At 64.3% G+C, this 25,384-nt stretch carries 19 protein-coding genes and 2 pseudogenes; 14 read left to right on the forward strand and 7 right to left on the reverse strand.

What is annotated here, in order from left to right:
- Window positions 1-44: 44 nt before the first annotated feature.
- Entirely contained in the window at window positions 45-2,669 is a 2,625-nt protein-coding gene (locus tag RN743_RS09390; protein WP_310779379.1) for a M66 family metalloprotease, read from the reverse strand.
- Between the two features lie 220 nt (window positions 2,670-2,889).
- Complete coding sequence (locus RN743_RS09395; RefSeq protein WP_310779382.1) at window positions 2,890-3,402, reverse strand: hypothetical protein; 513 nt, start codon at window positions 3,400-3,402, stop codon at window positions 2,890-2,892.
- Between RN743_RS09395 and RN743_RS09400 the strand changes: the two genes are divergently transcribed.
- From RN743_RS09400 to RN743_RS09410, 3 genes are all read left to right on the forward strand, one after another.
- On the forward strand, window positions 3,401-5,260 hold the full coding sequence (locus tag RN743_RS09400) for a response regulator (protein ID WP_310779385.1): 1,860 nt from the start codon (window positions 3,401-3,403) through the stop codon (window positions 5,258-5,260). The genes RN743_RS09395 and RN743_RS09400 overlap by 2 nt on opposite strands.
- 368 nt (window positions 5,261-5,628) lie before the next feature.
- Complete coding sequence (locus tag RN743_RS09405; RefSeq protein WP_310779388.1) at window positions 5,629-6,597, forward strand: hypothetical protein; 969 nt, start codon at window positions 5,629-5,631, stop codon at window positions 6,595-6,597.
- 270 nt (window positions 6,598-6,867) lie between these two features.
- The gene (locus RN743_RS09410; RefSeq protein WP_310779390.1) at window positions 6,868-9,246 is read left to right on the forward strand and encodes a hypothetical protein; all 2,379 of its coding nucleotides are present in this window, start codon (window positions 6,868-6,870) and stop codon (window positions 9,244-9,246) included.
- A gap of 62 nt (window positions 9,247-9,308) precedes the next feature.
- Here the strand turns inward: RN743_RS09410 and RN743_RS09415 are convergent.
- The 4 genes and pseudogenes from RN743_RS09415 to RN743_RS09430 all read right to left on the reverse strand — a co-directional run.
- Window positions 9,309-9,566 (reverse strand): annotated as a pseudogene (locus tag RN743_RS09415) (integrase core domain-containing protein); the annotation flags it as partial.
- Between the two features lie 189 nt (window positions 9,567-9,755).
- Window positions 9,756-10,619, reverse strand: a complete 864-nt coding sequence (locus tag RN743_RS09420; protein ID WP_310779393.1) for a hypothetical protein — start codon at window positions 10,617-10,619, stop codon at window positions 9,756-9,758.
- A 19-nt stretch (window positions 10,620-10,638) separates the two neighbouring features.
- A complete protein-coding gene (locus RN743_RS09425) occupies window positions 10,639-11,157 on the reverse strand; it encodes a hypothetical protein (protein ID WP_310779395.1) in 519 nt (172 codons plus the stop codon).
- 685 nt (window positions 11,158-11,842) lie between these two features.
- Window positions 11,843-12,055, reverse strand: a complete 213-nt coding sequence (locus tag RN743_RS09430; RefSeq protein WP_310779397.1) for a type II toxin-antitoxin system HicB family antitoxin — start codon at window positions 12,053-12,055, stop codon at window positions 11,843-11,845.
- A 264-nt stretch (window positions 12,056-12,319) separates the two neighbouring features.
- Here RN743_RS09430 and RN743_RS09435 point away from each other — a divergent pair, with 264 nt between their 5' ends.
- The gene (locus tag RN743_RS09435) at window positions 12,320-14,155 is read left to right on the forward strand and encodes a carboxypeptidase regulatory-like domain-containing protein (protein WP_310779401.1); all 1,836 of its coding nucleotides are present in this window, start codon (window positions 12,320-12,322) and stop codon (window positions 14,153-14,155) included.
- A gap of 161 nt (window positions 14,156-14,316) precedes the next feature.
- Entirely contained in the window at window positions 14,317-15,030 is a 714-nt protein-coding gene (locus tag RN743_RS09440) for a hypothetical protein (protein ID WP_310779404.1), read from the forward strand.
- Between the two features lie 26 nt (window positions 15,031-15,056).
- Here the strand turns inward: RN743_RS09440 and RN743_RS09445 are convergent, their stop codons facing one another.
- Window positions 15,057-16,136: an XRE family transcriptional regulator gene (locus RN743_RS09445; protein ID WP_310779407.1), complete on the reverse strand. Its 1,080-nt coding sequence runs from the start codon at window positions 16,134-16,136 to the stop codon at window positions 15,057-15,059.
- Window positions 16,137-16,351: 215 nt separating this feature from the next.
- On the opposite strand from RN743_RS09445, the gene RN743_RS09450 reads away from it, so the two are divergent.
- The 9 genes and pseudogenes from RN743_RS09450 (at window position 16,352) to RN743_RS09490 (ending at window position 24,988) form a co-directional block, all read left to right on the forward strand.
- Window positions 16,352-17,338 (forward strand): ATP-binding protein, encoded by a 987-nt coding sequence (locus RN743_RS09450; protein ID WP_310779410.1) that lies wholly within the window; start codon window positions 16,352-16,354, stop codon window positions 17,336-17,338.
- Window positions 17,339-17,343: 5 nt separating this feature from the next.
- Complete coding sequence (locus RN743_RS09455; RefSeq protein WP_310779412.1) at window positions 17,344-17,565, forward strand: hypothetical protein; 222 nt, start codon at window positions 17,344-17,346, stop codon at window positions 17,563-17,565.
- 479 nt (window positions 17,566-18,044) lie between these two features.
- Window positions 18,045-18,359: a hypothetical protein gene (locus RN743_RS09460; protein ID WP_310779415.1), complete on the forward strand. Its 315-nt coding sequence runs from the start codon at window positions 18,045-18,047 to the stop codon at window positions 18,357-18,359.
- Window positions 18,360-18,692: 333 nt separating this feature from the next.
- Window positions 18,693-18,878, forward strand: a complete 186-nt coding sequence (locus RN743_RS09465; RefSeq protein WP_310779417.1) for a hypothetical protein — start codon at window positions 18,693-18,695, stop codon at window positions 18,876-18,878.
- The gene (locus RN743_RS09470; protein ID WP_310779420.1) at window positions 18,878-19,762 is read left to right on the forward strand and encodes a hypothetical protein; all 885 of its coding nucleotides are present in this window, start codon (window positions 18,878-18,880) and stop codon (window positions 19,760-19,762) included. The genes RN743_RS09465 and RN743_RS09470 overlap by 1 nt, the downstream gene beginning before the upstream one ends.
- Before the next feature lie 7 nt (window positions 19,763-19,769).
- Window positions 19,770-20,312 (forward strand): annotated as a pseudogene (locus tag RN743_RS09475) (SLATT domain-containing protein); the annotation flags it as partial.
- A 120-nt stretch (window positions 20,313-20,432) separates the two neighbouring features.
- Entirely contained in the window at window positions 20,433-21,266 is an 834-nt protein-coding gene (locus RN743_RS09480) for a hypothetical protein (RefSeq protein ID WP_310779423.1), read from the forward strand.
- 260 nt (window positions 21,267-21,526) lie between these two features.
- On the forward strand, window positions 21,527-22,084 hold the full coding sequence (locus tag RN743_RS09485; protein ID WP_310779425.1) for a hypothetical protein: 558 nt from the start codon (window positions 21,527-21,529) through the stop codon (window positions 22,082-22,084).
- Window positions 22,085-22,087: 3 nt separating this feature from the next.
- On the forward strand, window positions 22,088-24,988 hold the full coding sequence (locus RN743_RS09490) for a DEAD/DEAH box helicase (protein WP_310779427.1): 2,901 nt from the start codon (window positions 22,088-22,090) through the stop codon (window positions 24,986-24,988).
- Window positions 24,989-25,384: the final 396 nt, after the last annotated feature.

Genomic DNA, 25,384 nt, shown 5'->3' on the forward strand with positions numbered 1-25,384 from the left:
CGGTCACACTTCACGTTCGATGGAGGGGCCGTTCTCTCAGCCGATCACGGTGTCGGAGCCTTGCGGCGCGCGCTTCCGGGCAGGCCGCGGCTGACCAGAATGTCCGTTGCATACGTCGATCCGACCGCCGTGCCGAGGGACGTGACGGCATCCCGCACGGCGTCTTCCCCGCGGAGGATCGCCCTGATTCGCCCCGTGGCTCGATCCGTCACGAGCGCCATCGGAGCGTCGCTCCCGCCATCCAGCACGGCGGCGCCTTCCGGCCCCGAGAGGACGATCCGGTCGAGCGAGTGCGTCCAGCGGTCGTCGAACGGGATCGCGAAAAGGAAGCTGCCCCCGCCGTGGTCAACCCGCTCCAGGTCGAAGTTCAACCGGAACAAGCTCTCGCCGTTCGCCCCGGAACCCTCCACCCGGTAAGGCCCGCCCGAAGCCGGAAGCCTCGGCGAGGCGTCGAGCACGAAAGCGGGATCGAGCTTCAGTCTGCCGCCCGGACTCACGCGGCCCCACAGCAACAGTTGCGCGCCCCGAATGTCCCCGGTGACCGCAGCGTCGCGTCCGGGAGCCGCGTCGTTCTCGAAGCGGTGCTCCAGCGCCTTGTCGAAATGATAGTCGCTGATCCACTGGGGCCCACAGTACGTCATGAGGTCGGGAGTGGATGAGGCGACGAATTCGTCGCTGCGGAAGTCATAACCCGGCACGCCTATGTTGCCGCCCTCGTACGGATAACGGCGATCCACGCCGCGCGGATCCCCGCACGGCGCGTGTGCCAGGCCCATGTTGTGCCCGAGTTCGTGGGCCATGGTCGCGGCGTTCGACACACCGAGGCTGGTCCGAGCCCCAATCAATCCAATCCCACCTCGATCCGCGGCCACCACCGCGTACCAGTACTCGTCCAGGGCCCCGGCGCTGGTTTGGACGAGCCTGATTTCCTGGAGTATCTCCGCCATGCCCTCGTATCCGGCCCCCGTCCAGACGGGCCGTATCTCGGTAGATGTGTGGAAGGTCGGGGCGACTTCGAGACCGAGATCACCGACCGGCAGAATGTTCGTCACGAATTCGATGCTCGGGTCGTCGGGTTCGAGCGCCGAGGCCCACTCCAGCGCGCTGCTGTCGGGCGCAGGTCCGAACAGCACCGGCACGATCGTCAGATGCAGGCTCGGCATCGGCCGCACGTCGAGCCGCAGGTCACCCCGCTCCGGCAGGCGATCGAGCCTGCCCGCCGCCCTCGGCACGACGCTGTCGGGATCGATCTGAACCACCATCCGAACTCCTGGCCGCAGCACATCGCCGGGCACGACCGCGCGGAAGGACCGGTCCGGTTTCTCGGAGTCCACAAGCTCCGGAAGTCCGCCCGATGGGAACTCCATCTCGACTCTGTGCGCTTCCGATCCATCCACCTCGAAGGCCGCCCATGCGCGAGGCCGGTAGGTGTTCGCGGAGTCGGCGGTAACGAAGACCCTGAGCAGCGCCGGTCGTCCCGCGATGAGGGGGACGTCGCCCTCGAAGTTCTGTGCGGCCTGAGTCAGGTGAGCACCATGCACTGCCAGTACGGGTGAGCCCCGACAGTTCCCGGTTCCGCTGCCGCCGGCCGCACCTCGAGAATGTTCCGCGATCGAGCGCAGCCACGCCTGGAAGACCGGATCCGGAGGAGCGCAAAGGTCGGTGGACGACCAGTTGAAGCGCGCGAGCGACAGATCGATGAACTGAAGCGGGATCGGACCGCTCAGTGGATTGTCATGCAGGTCCAGCGATTCGAGGCTCTCGAGATCTCCGAGTTTGGGTGGAATCCGACCGGTGAGTTCATTCTCCTGGACGTGCAGCGACTGAAGGCCATGGAGGTTTCCGAGTTCGGACGGGATCGAACCGCGTAGTTCGTTCTCCTGGAGTTCCAGTGATTGAAGGCTGCCCAGGCCTCCGACTTCGGCTGGAATCGAACCCCCGAGTGCGTTTTGCTGAAGATCCAGGGTCTGGAGGCTGTCGAGACCTCCCAGTTCGGACGGAATCGAGCCATTCAGAGTGTTCCCGTGCAGATCCAGTGCCCGAAGGCTCCACAGCGTGCCCAACTCGGGCGGTATCGGGCCGCTGAGGGCATTGCCCGAAAGGTCGAGGCGCTCGAGGCGCTCCAGGTCTTTCAGGGCGGGCGGAATGAGACCCTTCAGACCGTTCTCCGCCAGGTTCAGCCTCGTGACCCGCCCCACAAGGTCCGTCTCCACACCGTACCAGGTGCGTAGCGGGCGACCGGTCAACCAGTTCTCCGCGTTGATCCAGTCCGTACCGCCGGTCTCCGCGTGGAGCGCGACGAGGGTTCGGGTCATCGTCATGTCGACGACGATCTCCGCCGTCCCCTGAGGACCGCCCTCGACGCCGGCCAATGCGGCCGTGATCTCGACCGATCCCTCTCCGGTCGACGTGACGCGTCCCTGGTCGTCCACCGTTGCAACGGAGGGATCACCCGATGACCAGGAGATGGTCTGGCGATGAACGACCTGGTCGTTCTGGTCACGCACCGTCGCGTGGAGGCCGGTCTCGACTCCGATCGAGTACAGGGTCGCCGAAGCGGGCACCACCGTGATCGTGGTTGGCACGGGAGCAGGCGGCGGCGGGGGCGGAGGCGCGACCGGCTCCTCGCCCCCGCAGGCCACTGCCGAAAGGACGACCAGTGACGCCACCGCTCCAGGACGGGGGGGTACGTCGCCCCGACCCCAGCGGTGTAATCCGCGCACGCCCTCCTCCTCTATCGCCGTTGCGGTCATCGTCTCGCTGGTCCTGGAGGTGTCAGGCCAGTACAAGGCGACCTGCCGTCAGAGCAGAACATCTCTTCGGAAGATAAGGCGTTTTGCGTAGACGGAACGTGCACGACGGCGCTATTTTTGTGTCGGAAAGATGTATTCATGCAGACTCCACCATTTTCCGCAGATAAGACGCATGACCCACGTCGAAGAGCTGAGGCGCGAGAACCGGGCGCTCAAGGACCGCTTCGCCCGGCTGAGCGGTGCGGTGCTGCGCATCAGCTCGAGCCTCGATCTGGACACGGTGCTCCAGGAGGTCATCGATGGCGCGCGGGCGCTGACCGGCAGCCGCAAGGGCATCATCACGACGATCGACGGACGCGGCCGGCTCGTGGACTTCCTGAGCTCCGGTTTCACGCCCGAAGTGCTCCAGGAGCTGGTGACGTGGCCCGAAGGCCCCCGGTTCTTCGAGCATCTCCGAGACCTTTCCGAACCGTTCCGCCAAGCGGATGTTCCCGCCTACCTGACCTCTCTGGACCTGCCCGTGGCCCCGTGGTTCACGAAGACGATGCAGGGCGCACCGATGCACCACCGAGGCGAGCATCTCGGCCATTTCTTTCTCGGCGACAAGGAGAACGACGAGACGTACACGGGCGAGGACGGAGGAGATCATGGTGCTGTTCGCTTCGCAGGCCGCGGCTGCGATCGCCAACGCGCGCACGCACCGCGACGTGCAACGCGCACGGGCGGACCTGGAGGCCCTGGTCGAGACCTCGCCGTTTGGCGTGGCGGTGTTCGACCCCGGCACCGGTCGGATTGCGTCGATCAACCGCGAGGCGCACCGCATGGCCGAGGCGATCCGCACGCCGGGCTCCCCGCCGGAGCAGCTATTGGAGGTGCTGACGTGCCGACGTGAGGACGGGCGCGAGTTCTCGCTGGCGGACTTTCCGCTGGCCGAGCACCTGAAGAACGCCACGGGGATGCGGGCCGAAGAGATCGAACTCTCGGTGCCCGACGGCCGGAGCGTGCGGCTGCTGATCAACGTGACGCCGCTCCATGCCGAAGACTCCGGCGAGGCCGTCTCCGTCGTCGTCACGATGCAGGACCTGGCTCCGTTCGAGGAACTGGAGCGTCAGCGGGCGGACTTCCTGAGGATGGTGAGCCACGAGTTGCGCGCTCCGCTCGCCTCGATCAAGGGCTCGGCCGGGACCGTGCTCGAGGCCTCGCCACCCGCGTCCCGGGCGGAGATGGTCCAGTTCTTCCGCCTCATCAACGGGCAGGCGAACCACATGCGGGGCCTGGTCGCGAACCTGCTGGACGCGGGGAGCATCGAGGCGGGCACGCTCACCGTGGCGCCCGAGCCCACAAGCGTGGCGGCGCTCGTGGACCGGGCCCGCACGACCTTCCTGAGCGGCGGGAGCCGGCACCCCGTGCTCGTCGACCTGCCGCCCGACCTTCCCGGCGCGATGGCCGACCGCGGGCGCATCGAGCAGGTGCTGAACAACCTGTTCTCGAACGCGGCCCGCCACGCGCCCGAGACATCGCCGATCCGGGTCGAGGCGGCGCGCGAGGGCATGCACGTCGCGATTTCGGTCAGCGACGAGGGGCGCGGGATCGCACCCGACGAGTTGCCGCACCTCTTCCGGAAGCGCCCCGGCCTCATGGGAGGCACCGGGCTTGGACTGGCGATCTGCAAGGGTCTCGTCGAGGCGCACGGCGGCCGCATCAGGGCGGAGAGCGGAGGGCCGGGTCTCGGCGCGCGCTTCACCTTCACGCTTCCGGTGGCCGCGGGCACGGTCGAGGCCGTCCACGCGGGTGGCGGCGTGCGGGCCACCCCGGACGGCCGCGCCCGCGTCCTCGTGGTCGACGACGATCCGCAGATGCTGCGCTTCGTCCGCGACGCGCTCGGCGCGGCGGGCTTCACGCCGCTCGCAACAGCCGACCCGCGCGAACTGTCGCACCTGCTCGAGACCGAGAGGCCCGATCTCGTCCTTCTCGACCTGATCCTTCCCGGCACGGACGGCATCGAACTAATGAAGCGCATGCCCGAACTCTCCGACCTGCCCGTGATCTTCATATCCGGCTACGGCAACGACGAGACCATCGCCAAGGCGCTCGAACTCGGGGCGGCCGACTACATCGTCAAGCCGTTTTCCCCCACCGAACTGACGGCGCGGGTGCGCGCGGCGCTCCGGCGGCAGGCCGAGCCCGAGGCCTTCGTTCTCGGCGACCTCCGAATCTCGTACGACCGCCGGCGGGTGACCCTGGCGGGCTGCACCCTCAAGCTGACCGCCAAGGAGTACGACCTGCTCAGCGTCCTCTCGCGCAACGCGGGACGCGTGGTGACCTACGAGGCGCTGCTGCGTCAGGTGTGGAACCGGCGCGGCGGGGGCAAACCGGGGCCCGTCCGAACGTACGTGAGGAAGCTCCGCCACAAGCTGGGGGACGACGCGGCGGACCCCTCATACATCCTCACCGAGCGCGCCGTAGGCTACCGCATGCCCGAGCCGGAGTCCGGCGAGAACCCGTAGCAACCGGCGGGCTCCGGTCCTCCAGCGCCCTCTCCACAGGGCGTATCGCCCGTGGTCGCGCGGGCGCGATTCACAGTACGAACATGAAAATCATGCATTTGTACACGCCCGGTGCATGAAAAACGCGCTATTTTCATAAAGACTGTGCGACCACCGAAATCGAGAAGGCGGGAGAGATGTCGGTGATGCCCCTTCAACCGCAGACCCGCGGCAGTGCATGCGTGCCCGCACTGCTGGCCGGCAGCCTGCTGATCGCGGGTTCGGTACCCGCCGCCGCGCAGTCCGCCTCGGCGACCGTCGTGTGCGTGGGAAGCGAACGGCAGACCCTCGAGAGTTCAGGCCCCGTCCGGCGCGTCATCACGGAAGACGTGGCGGTCGTCTACCGGCTCGGCGTCCCGATCGATGATCGGCAGGGGATGGAGCAGTCCCTTGTCGCCGAGTTGGGGGACGTTGCGGAGGCGTCGTGCCTCTGGTCGAACCCCGGCGACAGCCACGTCGTGATCATCCGGTACACCGGGGCGATCCGGCGCGACCTGACGCTGGACCCGGACGACCCCAGGTTCCAGGCGTTCGCGGTGGGCTACGGCACGAGCGCCCAGGCGGCCGAGGAGAACGCGACGAGGCTCGACGCCCGCTTCTCGACGTACGCCGACCGAAGCGGGTACGAGGTGCTGGTCGCGGAGAGCTGGGTCGTCAGCGCGGGCGCGGTCCCCGGTGCGGCAAGCGAGCCGGGCACTGCGCGACTCGGCCAACCGGACTCCCGAGTTGGCGGTAGCTCGAGTACCGCCGCGCCCCCCTCGGTCGACCTTGAGACGTGCGCCGGCAAACCCGTGGGCTCGGAGTGCTGGATGGAAGTGGCCAACCAGCCCGGGTGCCATCTCTGGAACGAGGGTCTCCACACGGGCGCAACGGTCACATGGAGCGGCGAGTGCTTTGCCGGCTATGCGCAAGGAACGGGAACGGTTCATTGGCGCTACGACGATGGACAACAGACTGCGCAAGGTGCCTACATCGACGGCAAGGGGCACGGTAACTGGGTCATTCGGTTCTCGGACGGCGACGTGGCTGAAGGATCCTACGTCATCGGTGAGTGGCAGGGCATCTGGACGTGGTGGTTTTCGAACGGAAACGTCAAAGAATCTCCATATGTGAACGACGAGCTGAGTGGGAGGGCAATCGAGTGCGCCCGTGACTTGGGCGACGTCATCGCCTGGATCATTTCGTACATCGAGGGTGAGGAGAGTTCTACGGAGACGATCGGTCTCCGCCACCCGGAGGCGCCGACCGTAAGAGCCCGATGCTCCGTCCTCCTGAACAAGCCGAGGCCGTGGCCGTGAACGCGGCCCGGCCCCGTGCACGAAGTGGCGGGAGCTGTCGGAGAGACCGGGGCGATACACCATCGCAGCCAGTTCGCGCGAGGGTGGGATCCCCCGCCGCAGGGTACAGTTGGATCATGCCTTGGCACCGCCGGGCCCGTAGGCCCTCGTCGTTGGTTTGTTCGATCTCTAATGGTCCGACACACACCACCGCACCAGGTGCACGCCGATCCCTGTTTGCACCATTCTGTTGCTCCAACTCCCGACACCGCTTGCTCGTCGTGCGACGGCATGGACTTCAACCTGCTACAACGGAACGAGTGTACTATGTCTAAACTCGCTGTGGGCGGCATCGCTTCGGCGCTGGTTCAACACGGAGCGAAGGCGCTGCGGGATCCCACCCTCCCAATCACACTCGTAGAAGGGTCTCTCGAAGAGGAAATACCGATTGCCCATGATGACTCCATGTTCACAGTTAGGGGGCAGGCCAACATTGCTGTGTTCAATTCGCCCAGTGATGCGGATCCCGCCGGCCTGTTCGGGCCACCTCTGGCCCCAGTAACTCCGGCAGACGATCCCTCTGTCGCGGAAAGAGTTGATGACTTCAGAGTCCGACCGCCGATCACCTTCGCGGCGGACTCTGCGTGGCTGGTGTACCGCACCAGTGCCGACATGAAGGTCACCGGCAGTTTCGAAGCCCGCGATTTCGGAGTCGCAAGCACCGGGAAGGCCAATATGTCGGTGATCTTCCACGATTACCGGTGTCACAAGGCTTCAGAGAGCGTTCTCGAAGCGCTAGCCGGGGACATCCTCGGAGCCCGTTTCGTCCTGTGTGAATCGGACATCCGGTTACTTGGCGAGGGAGACGCGCTTGCGATGGAAGTGACCGGGACCCTGAGTGGATCGGTCAGCCTCGAGTGGTCGGATGTCCTGACGAGTCATATCGGCATACTCAGCAAGTTCCTGAAAGACGGGGAGGACTTCGGCGTCGATCTCCGGACGAGCCTACGCGCTCAATGCGCTTTCAGTATCCGAGATCATTTTCTGATAGTGTTCACGCGAGTAGGCGAAAAAGAGATCGCGCTTAGGATAAGCAAGTCGGCACGCGAAGAACGGACGGCAGATGTCGCTGCAGGAGTGGTCGTAGGATTCGCCAATGACGAGCAGGTGGAGGAAGTAGGAAAGGCGCTACTGGAAGGTCTTCTCGGAATGGGCCTAGAGCAGATCGAGGGGCTCCTTAAGGCTCCCTCGCTGGAAGCGCTGAACGAGGGAGACCGGCAGATCGTCGAACGGCTCCTGGCTCGGTTGAGGCTCGAGGACGCCCAAGAGCGGGTGGCGGCTCTCGCGAAGCGTATCGAGGAACTGAAGTCCGAGACGATCGATACCGTCAGGAAGGCCGCCCAAGAGAAGGTCAAGTTTGCAATCGATTTCGAATACAGCCGGATCGAGACCAACGATACGGTGCTGGAAGCGTCGATCGATCTGGCCGGACGACAGGAGCAGTTCTCGAGTTTCCACAGGGCGGCACTGACCCTGAGCTTTGACTCCATCCTGAAGCTGGGTCCGGCTCACGGCGTGACGATCCACCGTTTCCTCAGACAAGAGACGACGAAGGTCAAGAAGTCTTGGGGCGTGTCGTTGAGCCTGGGCGACGTGTTTGCGATGGGGGGGAAGAGCTGGAACGTTCGGGAAAGGAAGTTGACGACGCGACGGGACCATGCACACATAGCCAGCCGCTACTGTTTCCTAGCCGTTAACGGATACACGGGGCAGTGGGGCGACGACACATATGAGTGGAAGACGACGCTGGCTGCAAAGTCCCGTAGTTGGACCGACGGCATGAATCCTCCAGCTGCATCCCTCGACTATTCTCTGCACCTGCTCATGCAGTATCATGAGGCGGTGGCTTCCGGGCGGGACATCGGGCGACTTGTCGATTTGGGAGTTCTGTGGGGCATGGTGCCTGTCGACGGCACGGGAGACGCGAGAAAACGCCTTGCGGGCACAGTTAAAGGTCGACGCGACGTGGAATTCTCTTTTCATGTGACGCTGGACGATTCCGCGTTCAGACTTCTGCTCAAACTCCTTGCCGCAGGCGACGCACGGAGTTTCGGCTTCGCCCTTGGTCGGGCTGTTCCATGGTCAAATGAGAGCGGACGATCTGATCCTCGCGTTCGACAGGCCTTGTATGGCGAACTGTGGCAGGAATATCTGCAAGACCCAGGGATGTCTGCACGGACCCTTGCCAACAAGGCCTACGCAACCGTCAAGGGGTACCGACGGTCGGGAAGCGCCGGACGCTTGAGCCGCTTGGAACGTGACGAACTCGCGGGACTCGCCGGCGCCGAGCGCCAGATGAAGCATTGGTGGACGGTGGGCGAGCTGGCAAGAATTAATCCTGGCACACAAAGGCGCTGGTCAAAAATGGTTCGCGGCGCGGAACGACTGGATCAGGCTATCTCGCGTGGGGGATCGCATGAGGAAGTTGAGGCAGCGACCGACCTGATGTGCAAAGGATGGGAACACGCATTTCATCTGCGGGCGCTTGGTGCCTACCTGATTTCGACATTTCGACCGCATGCGAGTCTGTGGACAGCCGTGAACCGTACGCTGCGCGTGGAATGCCCGGACGGTGACGAACACGTGACGCTCAACCTCAGTTCCTCGTGATGTCCGGCAAGATGTACAAGTATGGTATTCACGCGACCCGCGGCTTCGCCGAGGTCAGCGCTTCAGGCTACCGTCTTCACCTCTTTTCCGGTTGACTTCTTCCGGCTGCGGGGCTTCCGGATTCCGGTCTTGAAGACCTGATACGGCGTTCTCCCGTCCATGCCGCGGCTGCGGTGCGGCCGGTTCCGGTGGTAGGTCTCGAGGTAGGCGTCCAGATCCGCGTGCATCTTCTCGACGGACTCGTACCAGGTCGTTCGCCCGTTCACCTTGAGGTGCTCGTCCAGGAGCGTGGGGTGGAAGCGCTCCATGAACCTGTTCGTCGCTCAGGATCGTCTCGATCTTCACAAAGAAGGGCAGCACGTGGTCGTTCAGGACCTCGACCCCCAACAGCTGGACACCAGACCTCCGGGTTGTTGTCCCGCGCCCGGAGGTCAAGCGGGGACGCTCCCGCAGCCTACGTACGACGGCCCACACGTCTTCGGCCACGGTCAGCACTTCGGCGACTTCACTCACCCTCGGTCCGGCCTCTTCCCCGTGCCTCGCAGCTTCGCCACCTGACTAAGGAGATCGAACCAGAACGGAGCGCCAAGCGACACCGCTGCCGCAGTGAAGAGCCACCCGAAAACATGGCTAATCCAAGTCGACGCATCCCAATCCTGCACGTCATCCCGCACGCGGAACGGATCTTCGTCCTCCCACCCTAGCGGAAAGGACTGGAGAATCGCGTCCGCGACCTGCACGGAGTCCGCGCTCGCGGTGCCGGCCGCGGCAACCGCCTTTTGGGCGATCTCATACCGGAGCGCGTCATCCCGCCAGAGGTCCTGCACGACGTGCACGGTGCTCGCGTTCGCCGACACGGCCACGACGGCGCCGATCGCGAAGATGATCAGTTGCGTCTGCCGGCGATACCAACCCGACACCCGGTTCATCCCCTCGTCAAACCACCCGGCGACCTGGCGCCGCAGGTCGTCCACCTTCTCCGCGCCCAGGTGGGTCATCGCCCGGAGAGGCGCCTTGAGCTCCGAGTCGTCTTCGACCCGATCCACCAACTCGGCCGCCTTGTCCTCCATGGTCACCACGAGATTGCCGTCCTCATCCTGCGCGAGCAGGTCCACCAGCGCCGAGGCGAAGGTGTCGCTTCCGATGTACGACGGCATCTTCTTGCCCTTCGCCAGCGTGTTGACCAGCGGGTGTCCGTAGAGCCGCTCGCCGTAATCGTTGCCGATCAGGGTTCCGATCCCCTTCCGGAGGTTCTTCGCCCGCAGCGAGAACAGGGTGGAAACCCACTCCTTGACGACCGAGGCGACGAGGCTCAGCACGCTGTAGAGCAGCATGAGGCCGAGGGCCACGTCGACTACTGGATGATCGAGCACTGCGCCTCCTTCTCCCTCTTCATTCCGCGTCCGGTCCACCGACCGCCGCCAGCCCACAAGGTAGGTACCCCCGCCCATATCGGCTGGCACGAATCGGCCCGTAGCGGCGCCGGAGGATCAGATGAGTACCTGCGATGTCGTAGTTGTCGACCCATGCGAGACTGATCATGTCGGTGGCCATGCGAACGTCGAGACCTTTCTCCTCGGTGCCCCGCATGTCAGCGCCACAGGCAGGGCATCGACCTATCGCCTCATGGCGCGTCGGACATTTTGGTGGCGACCGCTTCTTCTGACGGGGGACCATCGAGACGCTCACGCCAAGGAACCCAGCCACGACTCCGGTTGCCCAGCGATGGAGCTCTCGGTCCGTGGATTTGTTGTAGGAGCTGTAGAAGTTCAGCCCCTGGTACTCGTCCCTGGAGGCTGCATCGACCACCTCGACGGCAGCACGCGAAAGAACCGGCCCCAGTCTCGACCAATCCGCCCTGAATCTTGGGTCGCGAGCCCTCATGGAGAGCTCGTAGTTCCAGAAATCCACGAACACTCTTACACGATGGCGCGAGACGTTGGCTGCGACATGAGGCAGGCTCATGCCGAGTAGCCTGATGCAAACAGGGGCGCTGATGGTTGATCAGCGCCCCTGGGGTCGAAATTGTCGGTCCCCGTAATCCCTCTCTGGGCGGTGGACCGACGGGTCATCGGCTGAAGGCACGATACGACGTCGCTTGCCGGGGTGCAAATCGGCCGCTCCATGGCCCGCGAGAGCGGAGCCGTGACCCGAGATGGTGTGTTCACGCTGGATCCTCACATGCTGGTTGCAGGGGTAGCGGCTCCGGCACCGGGAAGCGTGCCTTCGGAGCCCGACCGGCTGTAACACGAGGATCCGCCGGAGTCTCAACCGCCCATCATCAGTGTCTTGCGGCGCCGACCGGACCATGGAGATCGGGCATTCTTCAGGATCTCCACGCGCGACGCCCTGACGGTGCAGATGGCCGCGCCCATCGAGGGCCGCGTGCTTCTGGCTCATGGCGACGCGGGCGTGGTCTTCGAAGGACACCGGGGGGAGGCGCGTCGTGGGGACCGTCGTCGACTCGTTTGGCGTCGGACTGCCGAACGCCCGTGCCTACGTGCAGGGATCCGGCACGGAGACGGAAACGGACGGCGAAGGACGATAGATGTGTATTCGTGGGGGGAAGAGCTAACGAGGTGTAGTGCTGAGTCGGTCAAGCCGGCATCAGGCGCTCGCCCTTGGGTTCCGGTACGGGCCGTCCCAACTCCCGTGCCCGGTCGATCCAGAACTGCATCGCATCCTTGATGTTGCTCAAGGCGCTCTCGTGATCGTCTCCGTGCGCCATGCACCCGGGCAACTCGGGCGCCTCGGCGACGAAAGCCTGACCTTCGTCGCTCCAGTAGAGAATGATCGCGTACTTGTACATCAGTCGTCCGCTCCCAACTTGTACTTGAGGATCAGCTGCCGAACCTGCCTAACCCCGCCTGTAGCACAAGGGTCCGCCGGAGTCTCAACCGTCCATCATCAGCGTCCGCGGCGCCGACCGGACCATGGCCGATCCGCGCCCATGGTTTCGAACGGGCCTGGGGAGTCCAGCTTCAGGGTTGGGTTGTACCGGCTGCGGGCATAGCATCCCCGGCATGGGGAGATCGCACGCTGACCCGAGGCTCACACGAGAGGCGTAGGCACCGTGCCCGCCGACCGCGGCAGGGTCCGGCTGACGATCGCGACGGTCGCGCTGGTCGTGCTCCAGAGTGCGGTTGCGTCGGCCGTGCAGGGCCAGGTGGTGCGTGGCAGGCTCGTTGACGATGGGGACAGCGCGGCCATTGCGGGGGCGATGATCACCCTGGTGGGCCGGGACGGCCGCGGCGTCGCGCGGATGCTTACGCGGAGCGGTACGGGTGTGTTCGAGTTGCGGGTCCCCGCCCCCGGCGAATACCGGTTGCGCGCCGAGCGGATCGGGTATGGGACCACGCACTCGGCATTCTTCAGGATCTCCACCCGCGACACCCTGACGGTGCAGATGGCCGCGCCCATCGAGGCGATTTCGCTGGCGGAAATCAGCGTGTCCGTCCGTCCCCAGTGCCATCTGCGCCCCGAGGAGGGGCTGGCCGTCGCCAGAGTCTGGGACGAGGCGCGCAAGGCGCTCGCGGCGGCGAGCTGGACGCAGGAGCGAGGCCTCTACCGGTACGAGATGCTGGGCATCAAGCGGTTTCTCGACCAGGACGGACGCAGGGTGGAGGCCGAGGATCGAGCCTATGGGCAGGCCCTCGTGCCCGTACCGTACGTCGCCCGTTCAGCCGACTCTCTCGTGCACGGAGGATTCGCGAGGTTCTCGGCCGAGGCGTCGGATTTCTGGGGTCCCGACGCCGGCGTTCTTCTCTCCGATCCGTTTCTCGACACCCACTGCCTGCGGATCCGGTCCGGAGTCAGCGGACTCGTCGGGTTGGAGTTCGAGCCCCTGCCGGACCGGAACGTGGCGGACATCGCGGGAACGATGTGGCTCGATGCGGCGACCGCGGAACTCCAGCGGGTGGACTACCGCTACGTGAACCTCCCCGTGCCCGAGTGGCTGATGGATGCGTCTCCCGGCGGCACCGTGAGCTTTCGCGGCCTCCCGGACGGCACCTGGATCGTCACCTCGTGGAACATCCGGATGTTCACGGCGGGCGAGGCCGAGCACCCGCTCACGGGCCAGCCCACGGCCACCCTGGAGGGCGTCGCCATCACGCACGGCGAAGTGCTTCGGGCGCATGGCGACGCGGGCGTGGTCTTTGAAGGACACCGGGGGAGGCGCGTCGCGGGGACCGTCGTCGACTCGCTCGGCGTCGGACTGCCAAACGCGCGCGTCTACGTGCGGGGATCCGGCACGGAGACGGAAACCGATGCCGAAGGCCGATTCGAGCTGGACCGCCTGGGCGCCGGCACCTACGCGCTCCAATTCACGCATCCGTACCTGGAGCCGCTGTGGTACGAATCCGAGCCCGTCGAGGTGGAAATGGGACCGGACGTCGACAGCCGGGTCGAGGTCCGGTTCGAAGCGCCCCCGCTGAGCGATGTCCTCTCCGCGGTCTGCGGTCGAAATGGCCCACCCGGCGTTCCCATGGTCTCCGCCGCCGGCACCGCAGTCTGGCAAACGGGCATCCTCACCGGGACGGTGACGGACACGGACGGAAACCCGATCGAGGACGCGACGCTTCACCTGCTGACGAGGGCATACGACCCCCGCCACTTCGCCAGGGTCCGGGATCCGCGCACCATCAACCTCGAGGAACAGCGCAGCCGCTGGACGGAAAAAAGCAGCTCGACCGGCTTCTACCGAGTGTGCTGGCTGCCCTCCGGCGTCCCGATTGAGCTGGTGGTGCTCGGCAGCGACGAAGACGTGGACCGGGACGCGCTCGAAGCTGCGCTGAGCCTCGCCGACGTGTTTCCGGGTCGCGTTACGACCCTGACCATCGACCCCACGTCGCCGCAAAGGGCGCTGAACCTGCGCCTGGAGGTTGGGGGCCGCGACGACCCACACTAAGCGAACCCACCTTTAACCAAGAGCCCCGAGGACCAAACGGCCTCGGGGCTCTTATCTCAGCGCCTTGCTGCGCCCGAAGGTTCTGTGCAGTAGAGGACGACCTGAGACGTATGCGCGAAGTATCGTCAGATCCCACCCAAAACGCAACTTGTGGAGTTGTCATGCTATCCATCGGAAGCCTTCGAAGTGCGCTCTCGGCGGAGCGGCTGAGCGCCTACGCCCTGCCTGACGACATCGACGAAGTCGACAGCGTGGCGAGATACCTGTGGAACCTGGCGCTGTGCAGCGCCCTCCAACCGGCGCTTCATACCCTTGAGATTACCGTCCGGAACCACCTCTTAAGGATTTCCGGAAGGATCGTGGATCAGGCGACGCTCCGTTTTGATAAGGTCCCGTGTTGGCTCGACGCCCAACCCTCGCTGCTTGCCAACCGCGAGCGTCAGGCCGTCGAGACGGCGAAGAGTACGATCGCGAGCCGGAGCCGTCCGATGACCGAAGGCCGGCTTGTCTCCGCTCTGGGGTTTGGTTTCTGGGTGAGCCTGTGCAAGAAGCCATATGACCAAGGGCGTGCCGGCCGGTCCAGCCTCTGGCCCGAACTGGCAACGAGGGGATTCCCGCATCTACCCAAAGCCCAGCGCACACGCAGCCAGATCTTCCACGCCTTGGATCCGCTCCGCGACCTGCGTAACCGCGTTTCTCACCATGAGTCCGTTTGGGACCGGAAGCTCAACCGAAGTCATCAGGACATCCTCGAGACCATTGGCTGGATCAACCTCGACCTGGCGACGACCCTGCGGGCACACTCGCCGCTGCCTGAAGTGCTCGAGAGGGGCGTAGCCGGCTTCCGTGCTCAGGCTGAAGCAATCATCAAGTGATGTCGGCCCGGCGCCACCTCGGCCGGTCACCGGTTGGCGGGACCGGCGATCTGCCGCTCGACCACGTCGAGGGATTCGTTGAGGAGAGTGGCCGCCCGGATCGGCGAGATCAGCTCTTCGCCGACCGCGCGGCAGACAAGGCTCCTGAAGCGCTGGGGCTTCTCGAACGCCGCGAATCCTTCGTTGCCCTCGAGGGGTTCCGGTTCAGTCTTCCGCCAGGAGCGGGCGAAGGTTCGAAATGCGCGTCGGACCGCGGCAGGGGTCAGAGCGCCGACCTGGCCGAGACGTACGAGCATGGCGGCCGCCGACACCCCGTACGTGTGTTTGAGGCGGATGATCTCACAGTAAGTGATCCGGCGACGTCCCTCACCGGCTCTCTCACGGAGATGCCGACCCGGGACGAGGAAGGCGACCGCGAAGCGGTTCATCGCAGCTTCCAGCTTGATGGCTGGGTTGCCGGTGGCACGGATCATCCTGTGCGCGAGGTCGTGGGCCAGGGTGAGGCGTTTCCGCTCGACGTTGGCCCGACTCGATACGAGGACGGCGTCGGCGACCGGCTTGCCCCCTCGCAGGACCTGGCAGGCCAAGCCGCTGATGCGCGCCGGGAGATCGTCTTCGATCACCTTGATCCCTTTCTCATCGAGGAGGCCGCACAGGTTGGGCACGGGATCGAGGCCGAGGTCCCACGCGTTGCGGAGTTCGTCGGCCATGCCGTCGATCTCTTCGGCCTCGGCAACGCTGCCACAACGACGGCCTTCAAAACGATCGCTCGCAGGCGGAATGCCGAGGATCTCCTCGATGGTCAGGTATCGCTCGAGGTTGTCGATCAGCACGGCTTCGGCTCTGGCGCGATCCCGGGCGGAGGTGCCGGAGTGCTTCCGGAACTCAAGGCCGTCGAGGATCTCAACCTGGGAACTCATGAGGAAGTCCACCGAGACGTCGAGGGCCTTCGCGAGACCGACCAGGACCGCCGAACGGGGCATCATCTTCCCGGTCTCGTACTTGCTGATGGCCTGAGCGGTGATCCTCGGATCCATCCGCTCGGCCAGCGCGCGCATGGAAAGGCCGGCGCGTTTGCGGGCGAGCCGTAGCCGTCGTCCAAACATGCCGTTCTCTCCTTTCGTTCGCGTAAACGACGGTTGACAAATGGCGTAAATTGTGACAATACGTCAACCGATGGAACGATGGTCCTCGGAGAGGATGCGACGCAGGACCTCGGGAAGGGCACGATGCAGATACCCATCGCCGTGATATAATAGGGTCACCCGAATCGCTACGTCGCCGAGCGACGCGATTTCCGCCAGCCGAACCGGAGGCTTCCATGGCCAGTGCCGAGCAGCTCAAGGCGTTGCTGAGGTCGCATCTGGAAGGCGACGACGACCGATTCATCTCGGTCGCCATGCAGGTTGCCGCCCACGAAGCGAAGGTTGGGCACGGCAAACTGGCCACCGAACTCCGCGACATTATCGACAAGGCCAAGAGCCGACGTGGGGCTGGATCCCCGGTGCCGATCGGTCGACCGCGCGGCGAACTGGCCAACCTGCTCGAAGCTTCGTTCCCCAAGGCACGGTTGGGGGACATGATCCTCGGGAAGGCCCTGGCGAGTCGCATCGACCGAATCATTCGTGAGCAGCGCCACGCCAGCCAGATCCTGGATCACGGCCTCTCGCCGAGGCGCAAGCTCCTGCTCGTGGGCCCTCCGGGTACCGGGAAGACGCTTTCCGCATCCGTCCTGGCGGGAGAACTCGGTCTCCCCCTGCTCCAGGTTCGGCTTGACGGCCTGATCACCAGGTTCATGGGAGAGACCGCGGCCAAGCTGCGGCAGATCTTCGACGCCACCGGCCAGACACGAGGCGTTTACTTCTTTGACGAGTTCGACGCCATCGGCTCGGAACGCGGGATCGCCAACGACGTGGGCGAGATCCGGCGGGTGCTGAACAGCTTCCTCCAAATGATCGAGCAGGACGACTCGCACAGCATCGTGATGGCCGCGACCAATCATCCGAGCGTACTCGACCAGGCGCTCTTCCGCCGCTTTGACGACATCCTTCACTTCGAGATGCCGGACGAGGACCAAATCGCCGAGCTGTTGAAGACGCGGGTTGGTCCGCGCGCTTCGCAGGACATCACGTGGGGCGACCTCGCGTGGCGGGCAGTGGGCCTGAGCTTCGCGGACGTGGCGCGGGTGGCAAACGACGTTCTCAAGGACGCACTCGTCGGGCAGCGGCAGCAGATCCAGGCGGAGGAGATTCGGGCGGTGATCGACGAGCGCAAAGCGGTCGCCATTCTCCCCGACCCGAAGGAGTAGCACCCGTGACAATGCTCAACACGCCGGACATGACCTTCGTTCCGTCGTCCGTTCAGAAGTCATCCGAGGATGACGGCTGGTGCGTCAAACTCGTGGCGTCCCCGGAGGGCGAGGGCACGGCCTCGATGCTGAGCCTCGAGGGGCTGACCAGGGAGCAGGCCGGCCAGTTCTTCCCCGCCCGGAACTACCGGGTGTGGGTGGAGCCGGCCGCGGAGCAGCGTTTCTGATCCGGAGCGAGCAAGCCACCGGATCCCGGATCCGGGAATCCGCAATCCGAGACCCGGAGGTGCGGCCGGCGCTCCAGAGGTATCTGCAACTCGTCCCCGGGTGGTGGGGCGTGCTCCTGGTTCGTGCCGGCGCCGGGGGCATCGCGATTGATCCGATTCGCCCCGCCGCCAGGAATCCCGACCAGGATCCGCGTGCGTTGGTCGAGTTGCTTTGGCGCGACGAGGCGCTGGAGTTGCTCACGCACCACAACGCAGCGGCAGGTGTACGAAGCAAGCCGAGACCAGCGGTGTGGGACCGTGTATGCGAAGTCCTCGATCCGTCCGAGATTCAGGCCGCCGTCCGATGCCGCCTCAAGACCCGGAGAGCGCGCGCAACGCCCGCGTGACTTCGGTGATGTGACACCCTGTGGCTGAGACTTCCCCCTTGGGCGAGCCAGCAAGAGGCGATTGGGATCTCGATCCGGAGCCCCTGCGGCGCGATGGCGGGGACTCCGCCGCCGCCGGGGCTGTGGCGCGCGCACTCGCCGACGCCCGCTGCGACGCCGTTGCTCGCCCGCGCCGGGGCCACCACCAAGGCGCTCCTCCGCCCCGCCTCCGACGGCGGCTGGGAGTTGCGGCTCCACACCAGCTATCCGTTCGGCGCCGACTACCTCTGCGAACCCCGGCACGCCGTGTCCGGCTGGGCCGACGCTGGCCACGACGCGGCTTGGCCCGAGGCGTGGAACCGCGTCGACTGCCCCCCGCTGCACTGGCCCGACGGCACCCACGACGTGGCGCTCCCGCTCTTGCCCTAGGGGAAGCAACGGGCTCCGACGCTCGAGCCTCCGGAATCGCGGGAAGTTGACCCCAACCCGACACCCCTCCTACCGTGCTCTCGTCCCAACGGGAGGAGAAGTCGGGCGGACGTGGCGAACGCTTCGATAGGGCGGGTGGCGGCTCTCTTGGTCCTACGGCAGATGCCAGTGATGTTCCATCAACTCCTCTCCCTCCACCAAGAGACTCGGGAACATTCGACAAGGCAGGCAAGGAGTGAGGCCAAGTAGAGCGACGATCAGAAGTTCTGGGAGGAGGTCACGGCCCGGAAGGATCCCGACCCGCCCGCGGGCATCCTCGAAGGCGACGCTGGAATGAAGCTCCACGAGGACATGGCCGTTGAGAGCGGGATCGTCGGGCAACTGTTCGAGGAGGACTTCACGACCGCTGACGACGCTGACATCCAGCTCGATCTTGAGAAGAAACTGGAGTCCCTGGGGCGTTACCGTGGCGCACTCAAACAGACTCGCGGGGATCTCGAAGAGCTGGGGGCTCTCTGATGGGGCTCGCCGCCTGGTTCAGCACGTTCTGCGGTAACATACAGGTCAGGAACGGAGCGACGATCTCCAGCCGATACAAGAGTATCACCCGACGGCTGAATACCGACTTCTGGACAACGACATCGGACACCGCGCATAGCCTCCAGGTCGGCTCGTACGGCCGCAATACAGCCATTCATGGTACGAGCGACGTGGACATGATCTTCCAGTTGCCCTACTCGGTCTACCAGCAGTACGACAGCCACGTCGGCAATGGCCAATCCGCGCTGCTGCAAGCCGTCCGCGCGTCGGTCAGAAAGACCTACCCCGCTACGGACATCGGGGCGGACGGCCAAGTGATCGTGGTTTCCTTCGGGGATTCCATCAGGTTCGATCTCGTTCCCGCCTTCACCAACAAGGACGGCAGCTACACCTACCCCGACTCGAACGGCGGCGGGAGCTGGAAGAAGACGAACCCGAGACCGGAGATCGAGGCTATTCGCACCCGCAACGATGCCTGCAATGGCAACCTGATCCCGCTGTGCCGAATGATGCGGGCTTGGAAGACCAAGATGGCCGTGCCCATCGGTGGCCTTCTCATTGACACGCTGGCGTATCAGTTCATCGGTTCGTGGAAGTACCGCGACAAGTCCTACCTCTACTACGACTGGATGTGCCGCGACTTCTTCGATTTCGTGGCCCGCCAGGACAAAGAACAGCAGTATTGGAAGGCCCCCGGGAGCGGCCAACGGGTGTACGGCCCCAAAGGTCAGTTCCAGTACAAGGCAAGACGCGGCTACAACCTGGCATGCGAGGCCATCGAGCACGAGACGGCCGATCCGAAGCGGGAGTGGTCGGCGAAACAGAAGTGGAGGGAGATCTTTGGCACCTCATTCCCGAGCTGAAACGCCCATGGATTCCAGAGACTACATCGAAGCGCAACTGCGCGACTGCTATGGGCGCGTCGTCTATTCCCACAAGGCGCATGAGAAGTGCGCGGACCTCCTTCTGACGAGGCTGTCCAGGATCAAGCTCGCGCAGATCATTCTCGCGTCCGTGACGACGGGGAGCTTCATTTCCGCGTTCTTCGGAACCGGGGATGTCGGCACGGCCGTCGGTCTCGTCGTTTCTGCGACGCTCGTCGCGTTGAATACATACACCAAGGACTACGACCTCGGTAGGCTCGCGCAGAAGCACCGCCAGTCCGGAGCGGAGCTATGGCTCATCCGCGAGGAATACCTATCGCTCATCACAGATCTGCGAGTTGGGGATGAGTCCGTCGAGAACATTCGATTGCGGCGCGACGCGCTTCTCGAGCAATTGCACGCCGTCTACGCCGGAGCACCCAGTACGACGGTTCGAGCGTATACGGAGGCTCAAAAGGCGCTGCAACAGTTGGAGGAGTTGACCTTCTCCGACGACGAGATCGACAAGCTGCTGCCCCCTCGGCTGAGGAGCACTACCGCGCGGCCTGATGGCAGCGACCAGCCCAAGGCTAGCGTGAATCGCGACGAGGCAGGACGAGCGCACGAGGGGAATGGCAGCGCTCTCCACATTGACCAGGAGACCAAGTAAGTGAGGCAAGGGAGAACACGGAGCTGCGGAGACAGGTGGGATGAGCACTACCGGGGTACCAAGTACCACTGCAAGCCTGATGGCGAGTTCTGGTGGGGGCTTCCTGACCGCCAAAACATGGCGACCGTGAGGGTCGCGGCCACCGGTGGATTCCAGGAGGTCGCCGACGCCTACCTCTCGCTCAGGCCCGAGGGCGGGAGTCTCCGCATTACCGAGACCGGCGTCGTCCTTACCAGAATGCCGACCGACACCTGGGAGGCCGTGTATGTCGCCGACTATGATGTCCCCTTGGAGTTCGCCTCCGTGGACGTCCTGGGCAGCGGCGTCCCGCCCCTCGGGCTGTGGCCGTCCTTCTACGACGGTGCCCGGTACTCCTACAAGGGGGGTCGCCTTTGGTGGAAGAACTCCGCCGATGGCGTGTGGCAGAAGACCCGGGAGACGTTGCCGGCTGAGATCGAAGCTCGCTTCCGAAAAGTGAAGCCCGACGGGGGCTCCATACGAGTCACAGAGAACGGCAAGGTGCTCGCTCTCATTGAGCCACAACCGTTGCCCGCGGGGATGAAGGACCAGTACGAGGCGCTCACGGACCTCCAGAAGCGCCTCATCGAAGTGAAGATGCGCAACGTCGCACTGCTGCCCGTGTTCCTCGGTGAGTACTCGGGCGGATTCACGCTACATGAAGCAATCGATCTCTCCGCCCCGCTCACCCCAGGCGAGGAAGCCGACCTCATGGCCTTCCTGTCGCAGTACGGAGAGGCGATTGAGGACAATGCGCCGGCACCGTTCGATCCGCTCGCGGAGCACGAAGACGCCCTGGATCGGGAGGACAACTGATGAGACTCCGTTCGATCAACGTGCAGGGCGCCAACGGCGAAACCCGATCCGTTCGTCCAGGTGAACCGTGGCCCGCCCCGTACCGCGGCAGTCGGTACAAAGTACGCCGCGGCGGGGGACTAACGTACGTGGGCTGGTACCGTGATCCTCTGAGCGTCCGGGCCGAACCATATCCACGGCAGCTGGCCGATACTGTTCGCGCGGTCAAGGGAGGCAACGGTTCGTTCCGGGTTACCCCACACGGGGCAGTGATTACCAAGGTGCTGAGGGGCGGTGGCACCTGGTGGGAGCCCCGGTACGTGGGAATCTACGAAGACGACCTTGTGTTCCCCGGCATCGACAACGCACCGGCAACGCTGACTCGGGGCATGTACTGGCCCGGCCTCCCCTTCATGCACGGTGAGTATTGGCGTGTCTCCCCCAACACCCAGTTGCGGAACCGCCTCGAATGGAAGTCGCGTGGTCACGTCTTCTCCTCAACGCGCGGATATCCAGACCTGGTCTCAGCCTGTCTGGACCTGCGGCCGGGGGGAGGCCGGATCTACATCACTGAATCCGGCTGCGTGTGGATGAACGTGCCTGACGGTGACCTCAACCCGGACCATCGGACCCAGTTTCGACGTCTTCAGCGATCGCAACTCGAGGACCTTAAGGAAGCCCGGGCGTCCGCCACGCTGCGACTGCTCCGGGAGCGCATTGAAGCAACCAAGGGTTGTCGTCCCCTGTACGTAGGGCGGCTCTCCGAGTTCGACCACGGCGAACCTCCCTGGACGGCATTCGAGTCGTCTCCACCAGAAGACGATGGAAAAGAGGCGTAGAGGGTGTCCCGCGGAGTCAGACTTCCGACGCTCTACCCCATGCCGCGCAACAGGGCACAGTACTGGGTGTGTTATCAGGCCTCTCTGGCTGAGCCCACGGTGGAGGAATGCAGGAAGTTGGTCCGCGAAGAACTGATCCGTGAGGACGGCCGGCCCTACGGTGAGGGGATGGTCGCCGGACTCGTTTCCAACCTTGCAGGGATCGGATTCCTGCGGCGTTCCGGGCGCCGGATTCTGCCGCCCGACCGCTTCCCCTTCGGACGGTTTTCGTGGGATGGAACGTGGGACGGCTCGCCCGACGGTTTCGAAGAGTACGTTGACAAGACGATCCTCAAGTGGTGCTGGTGGTGGCCAGATGGCCTTCAGCTTGCCTACGACCTGCTGTCTGCCCTCGATAACTCCGAAACTGGCCTGGGCGTAACGCAACTCTGGGACCGTTTGAGGATCGATCCGGCCGGCGGAACCGGTCGGTACGACGGTGGCGATCGACATGGAGCGCGGACCGTCTCAGAAACGCTTCGGGTCATGGAGTTTGCAGGTTGGGTCGAACTCCAAGGCAGAAAACGAGTCGTCACAGCGCGTGGACGGCGGCGTCGGCCCAGTCTGAGGAAACGCGATACCTATCACCGGATCGAGCGCATCCTCGCCACGATCGATCCCTTTTCCACCGACATACTCGACCAATCGCAGTGGATCGATCTGACGAAACTCTTCATGTGGCGGGAGAGTGGTGGCAAGGGAAGACGGACCCCGATCCGAGAGACTCGCGACCAGCTCTTCACGAACCGCTACTCGAGGACCCTGAAGTCTGAGATCCGCAGTGAAATTGACCGCAGCCAGCGCACCTTGTCCGACCTGAGGTCCGAGATCGCCGACTACGACGCTTCGCTCGGACACCGGGTCGAGAACGTCCGTAACGCGGCGAAGCTCGTCCGAATACGAGACCACCTCGCCGAAGGGAAGGTGGAACAGGCGGAATTGAGTCTGGACTCCTCGGGGGCAGGCCTGTCAGGTCGGGCCCTTCGCGAACTGAAGCACCCCGGATCCGACTACTCGCTCGCTCCGTCTCTGGCGCCCTACCGTTGGCAGTCGGAAGCGCTCCGCTGCTGGAGCGACGCTGGAGGTCGAGGCGTTCTCCAAGTCGTTACGGGAGCGGGAAAGACCTTTCTGGCGCTTCTGGCCATCGAGCGGCTGCTCGAGTCGCACCCCGAACTCCGCGTGAGCGTCCTCGTGCCCACCAAGGTACTCATGTACCAGTGGGTCATGGAGCTTGTCCGCTTACTGGGTGTCCCGCCGGATGACGTCGGGCTCCGTGGAGATGGGCACAAGGACGGGTTTGTTGAAGGCCGGAGAATCGTCGTAAACATCATCAACTCGGCGATCCTCGATGACCAGCTCAAGAAAGACGCAGCGAGCCTGCCCCCGAACACGCCTCACCTCCTGATTGCGGATGAATGCCATCGATACCGTGGCCGAGCATTCCGTCGGGCCTTCGGCGCACGCTACGATTTCAGCATGGGACTCTCTGCCACGCTGGGGGACTCCTCCCGGGCGAACAGCGGGGAGGGCTCTGAGGAGTCCGATGACCCGCTGTTGTCGGAGCTAGGGTCCCTGGTCTACGAATACACGTACCAGCAGGCAAGATCCGACGGTGTCGTCCAACCCTTCGAAGTCTACTACGTGGGCGTCGAACTCAGCACTTCAGAGCGTACTCAATACGAGGCGTACAGCAAGCGTATTCGGACCGCCTTGCAGAAGATTCGCCAACGGTACGGGCCGCGAATCGACGCGATGCCAGGACCGTTTTACGCACGTCTCCACACGATCCTGCATGGCGACGAGAGACCGGATCCCGCCATCCCCAAGTACTTCGAGGCCGTCCGGGAGAGGAAGGAGCTCGTCTATCGGGCGCGGAACAGGAAGTGGGCCTATCTGGATATCGTCGCGAAACACGCGGTCCGCAGTGACGGCCAGGAAGACCGCATCATCGTTTTCGACGAACGCATCGAGAACGTTCAAGAGGTCGTTGCGCCGATGGATCGACGGAAGGCCCGTCAGCTCGGCCCGGTGGAACGAGCCATCAACAATCAACTTGCAGAGCTGCTGTGGAATCGGGCATTTCGCGCGGTCATGTATCACTCGGGGCGATCGAAGCCCCTGTGGAACGAGATCTCGATGGAGTTCTTTCGGGAGGGCTGGGCAAACGTGATGCTCTCCGTGAAGGCCCTGGTGGAAGGTGTCGATGTTCCGGCCGCCAATGTGGGGATCATTCGGGCCTCTTCCAGTTCCGTTCGCCAACGCATCCAGACGACCGGCCGGATCCTCCGACGGGCGGCTGGCAAGAATAGCGCAGCCAAGCTCTACGTCATTTTCGTAAGGGACACGACGGACGAGCGAATCTTCCACGGTACCGATTGGGCGGAGCAATTGGGATCCAGCCAGATTCGCTGGATTCACTGGTTCCCACCGACAGAGCTAGGGTCGCCCGGAGGCGATTGGCGCGAGGGGCAACCTCCGGACCTTGAATCAGGGTGGGAAGAGGAGACTCTCCCCGAATTCGAGGTCGACGACCTCACGCCTGGTGATCCGTATCCGGGCGCCTATGCGGGCAGGGAATACCATGTGGACGCATCGGCCAGACCTTTCAAGAACACTCGGGACGGGCGCCGGCGAATAACCAACGTCGATGTCGCGACGGCGGCTGCCCTGGTCTTCCAGCTCAAGCGCGGAGGGAAATTCGTAGTCACGCCCGAGAACCACATGATCACGCGGGTGGGGAGGGATCTGGTGTTCCTGGGGGTCCTAGACGGCGAACCGCAGTTGGAGCCAACAAGGTCTTCAAGGGTCCCCCACACCGGCAGCCCGCCGACTTTCGAAGAGCTATTCGGTAGGCGTGACGCCTAGGTAATCCTGACCACGGAGAGGAGACGATGAGCGTCCAGCTAATCCGCCATGCGATAAGGTGCAAACAACCCATTTCCGCAACCTATCTGGGCAAACGGCGGATCCTGTGTCCTCACGTGATTGGCACGAAGAACGGTGTTTGGAACGTCCTCAGCTACCAGTCTGGCGGAGGAAGCAGCAGCGGACTCAGCACCAACCAGGCGGACAATTGGAGATGTATGCGTGTGTTGGAGCTAAGCCGCGTGGCATCGGCACCCCACCATGGATGGCAGACAGCCCCACGCGCAACACGCCCGCAAACATGTGTCGATGTCGTCGACACCGAGGTAGCCTACTAGCTAGTTCTCGTCCGTAAATCGCTTCATGGCAGAGCTTTACCGGCGTGTTTTCACCAGT

This window comes from Candidatus Palauibacter scopulicola, from assembly GCF_947581915.1.
GTDB lineage: Bacteria > Gemmatimonadota > Gemmatimonadetes > Palauibacterales > Palauibacteraceae > Palauibacter > Palauibacter scopulicola.

Coding starts and splice junctions, on each gene's coding strand:
- RN743_RS09400 (WP_310779385.1), top strand. CDS start 3,401: ATGGTGCTGTTCGCTTCGCAGGCCGCGGCTGCGATCGCCAACGCGCGC.
- RN743_RS09395 (WP_310779382.1), bottom strand. CDS start 3,402: ATGATCTCCTCCGTCCTCGCCCGTGTACGTCTCGTCGTTCTCCTTGTC.
- RN743_RS09410 (WP_310779390.1), top strand. CDS start 6,868: ATGGACTTCAACCTGCTACAACGGAACGAGTGTACTATGTCTAAACTC.
- RN743_RS09430 (WP_310779397.1), bottom strand. CDS start 12,055: ATGTACAAGTACGCGATCATTCTCTACTGGAGCGACGAAGGTCAGGCT.
- RN743_RS09440 (WP_310779404.1), top strand. CDS start 14,317: ATGCTATCCATCGGAAGCCTTCGAAGTGCGCTCTCGGCGGAGCGGCTG.
- RN743_RS09445 (WP_310779407.1), bottom strand. CDS start 16,136: ATGTTTGGACGACGGCTACGGCTCGCCCGCAAACGCGCCGGCCTTTCC.
- RN743_RS09450 (WP_310779410.1), top strand. CDS start 16,352: ATGGCCAGTGCCGAGCAGCTCAAGGCGTTGCTGAGGTCGCATCTGGAA.
- RN743_RS09460 (WP_310779415.1), top strand. CDS start 18,045: ATGGCGGGGACTCCGCCGCCGCCGGGGCTGTGGCGCGCGCACTCGCCG.
- RN743_RS09465 (WP_310779417.1), top strand. CDS start 18,693: ATGAAGCTCCACGAGGACATGGCCGTTGAGAGCGGGATCGTCGGGCAA.
- RN743_RS09470 (WP_310779420.1), top strand. CDS start 18,878: ATGGGGCTCGCCGCCTGGTTCAGCACGTTCTGCGGTAACATACAGGTC.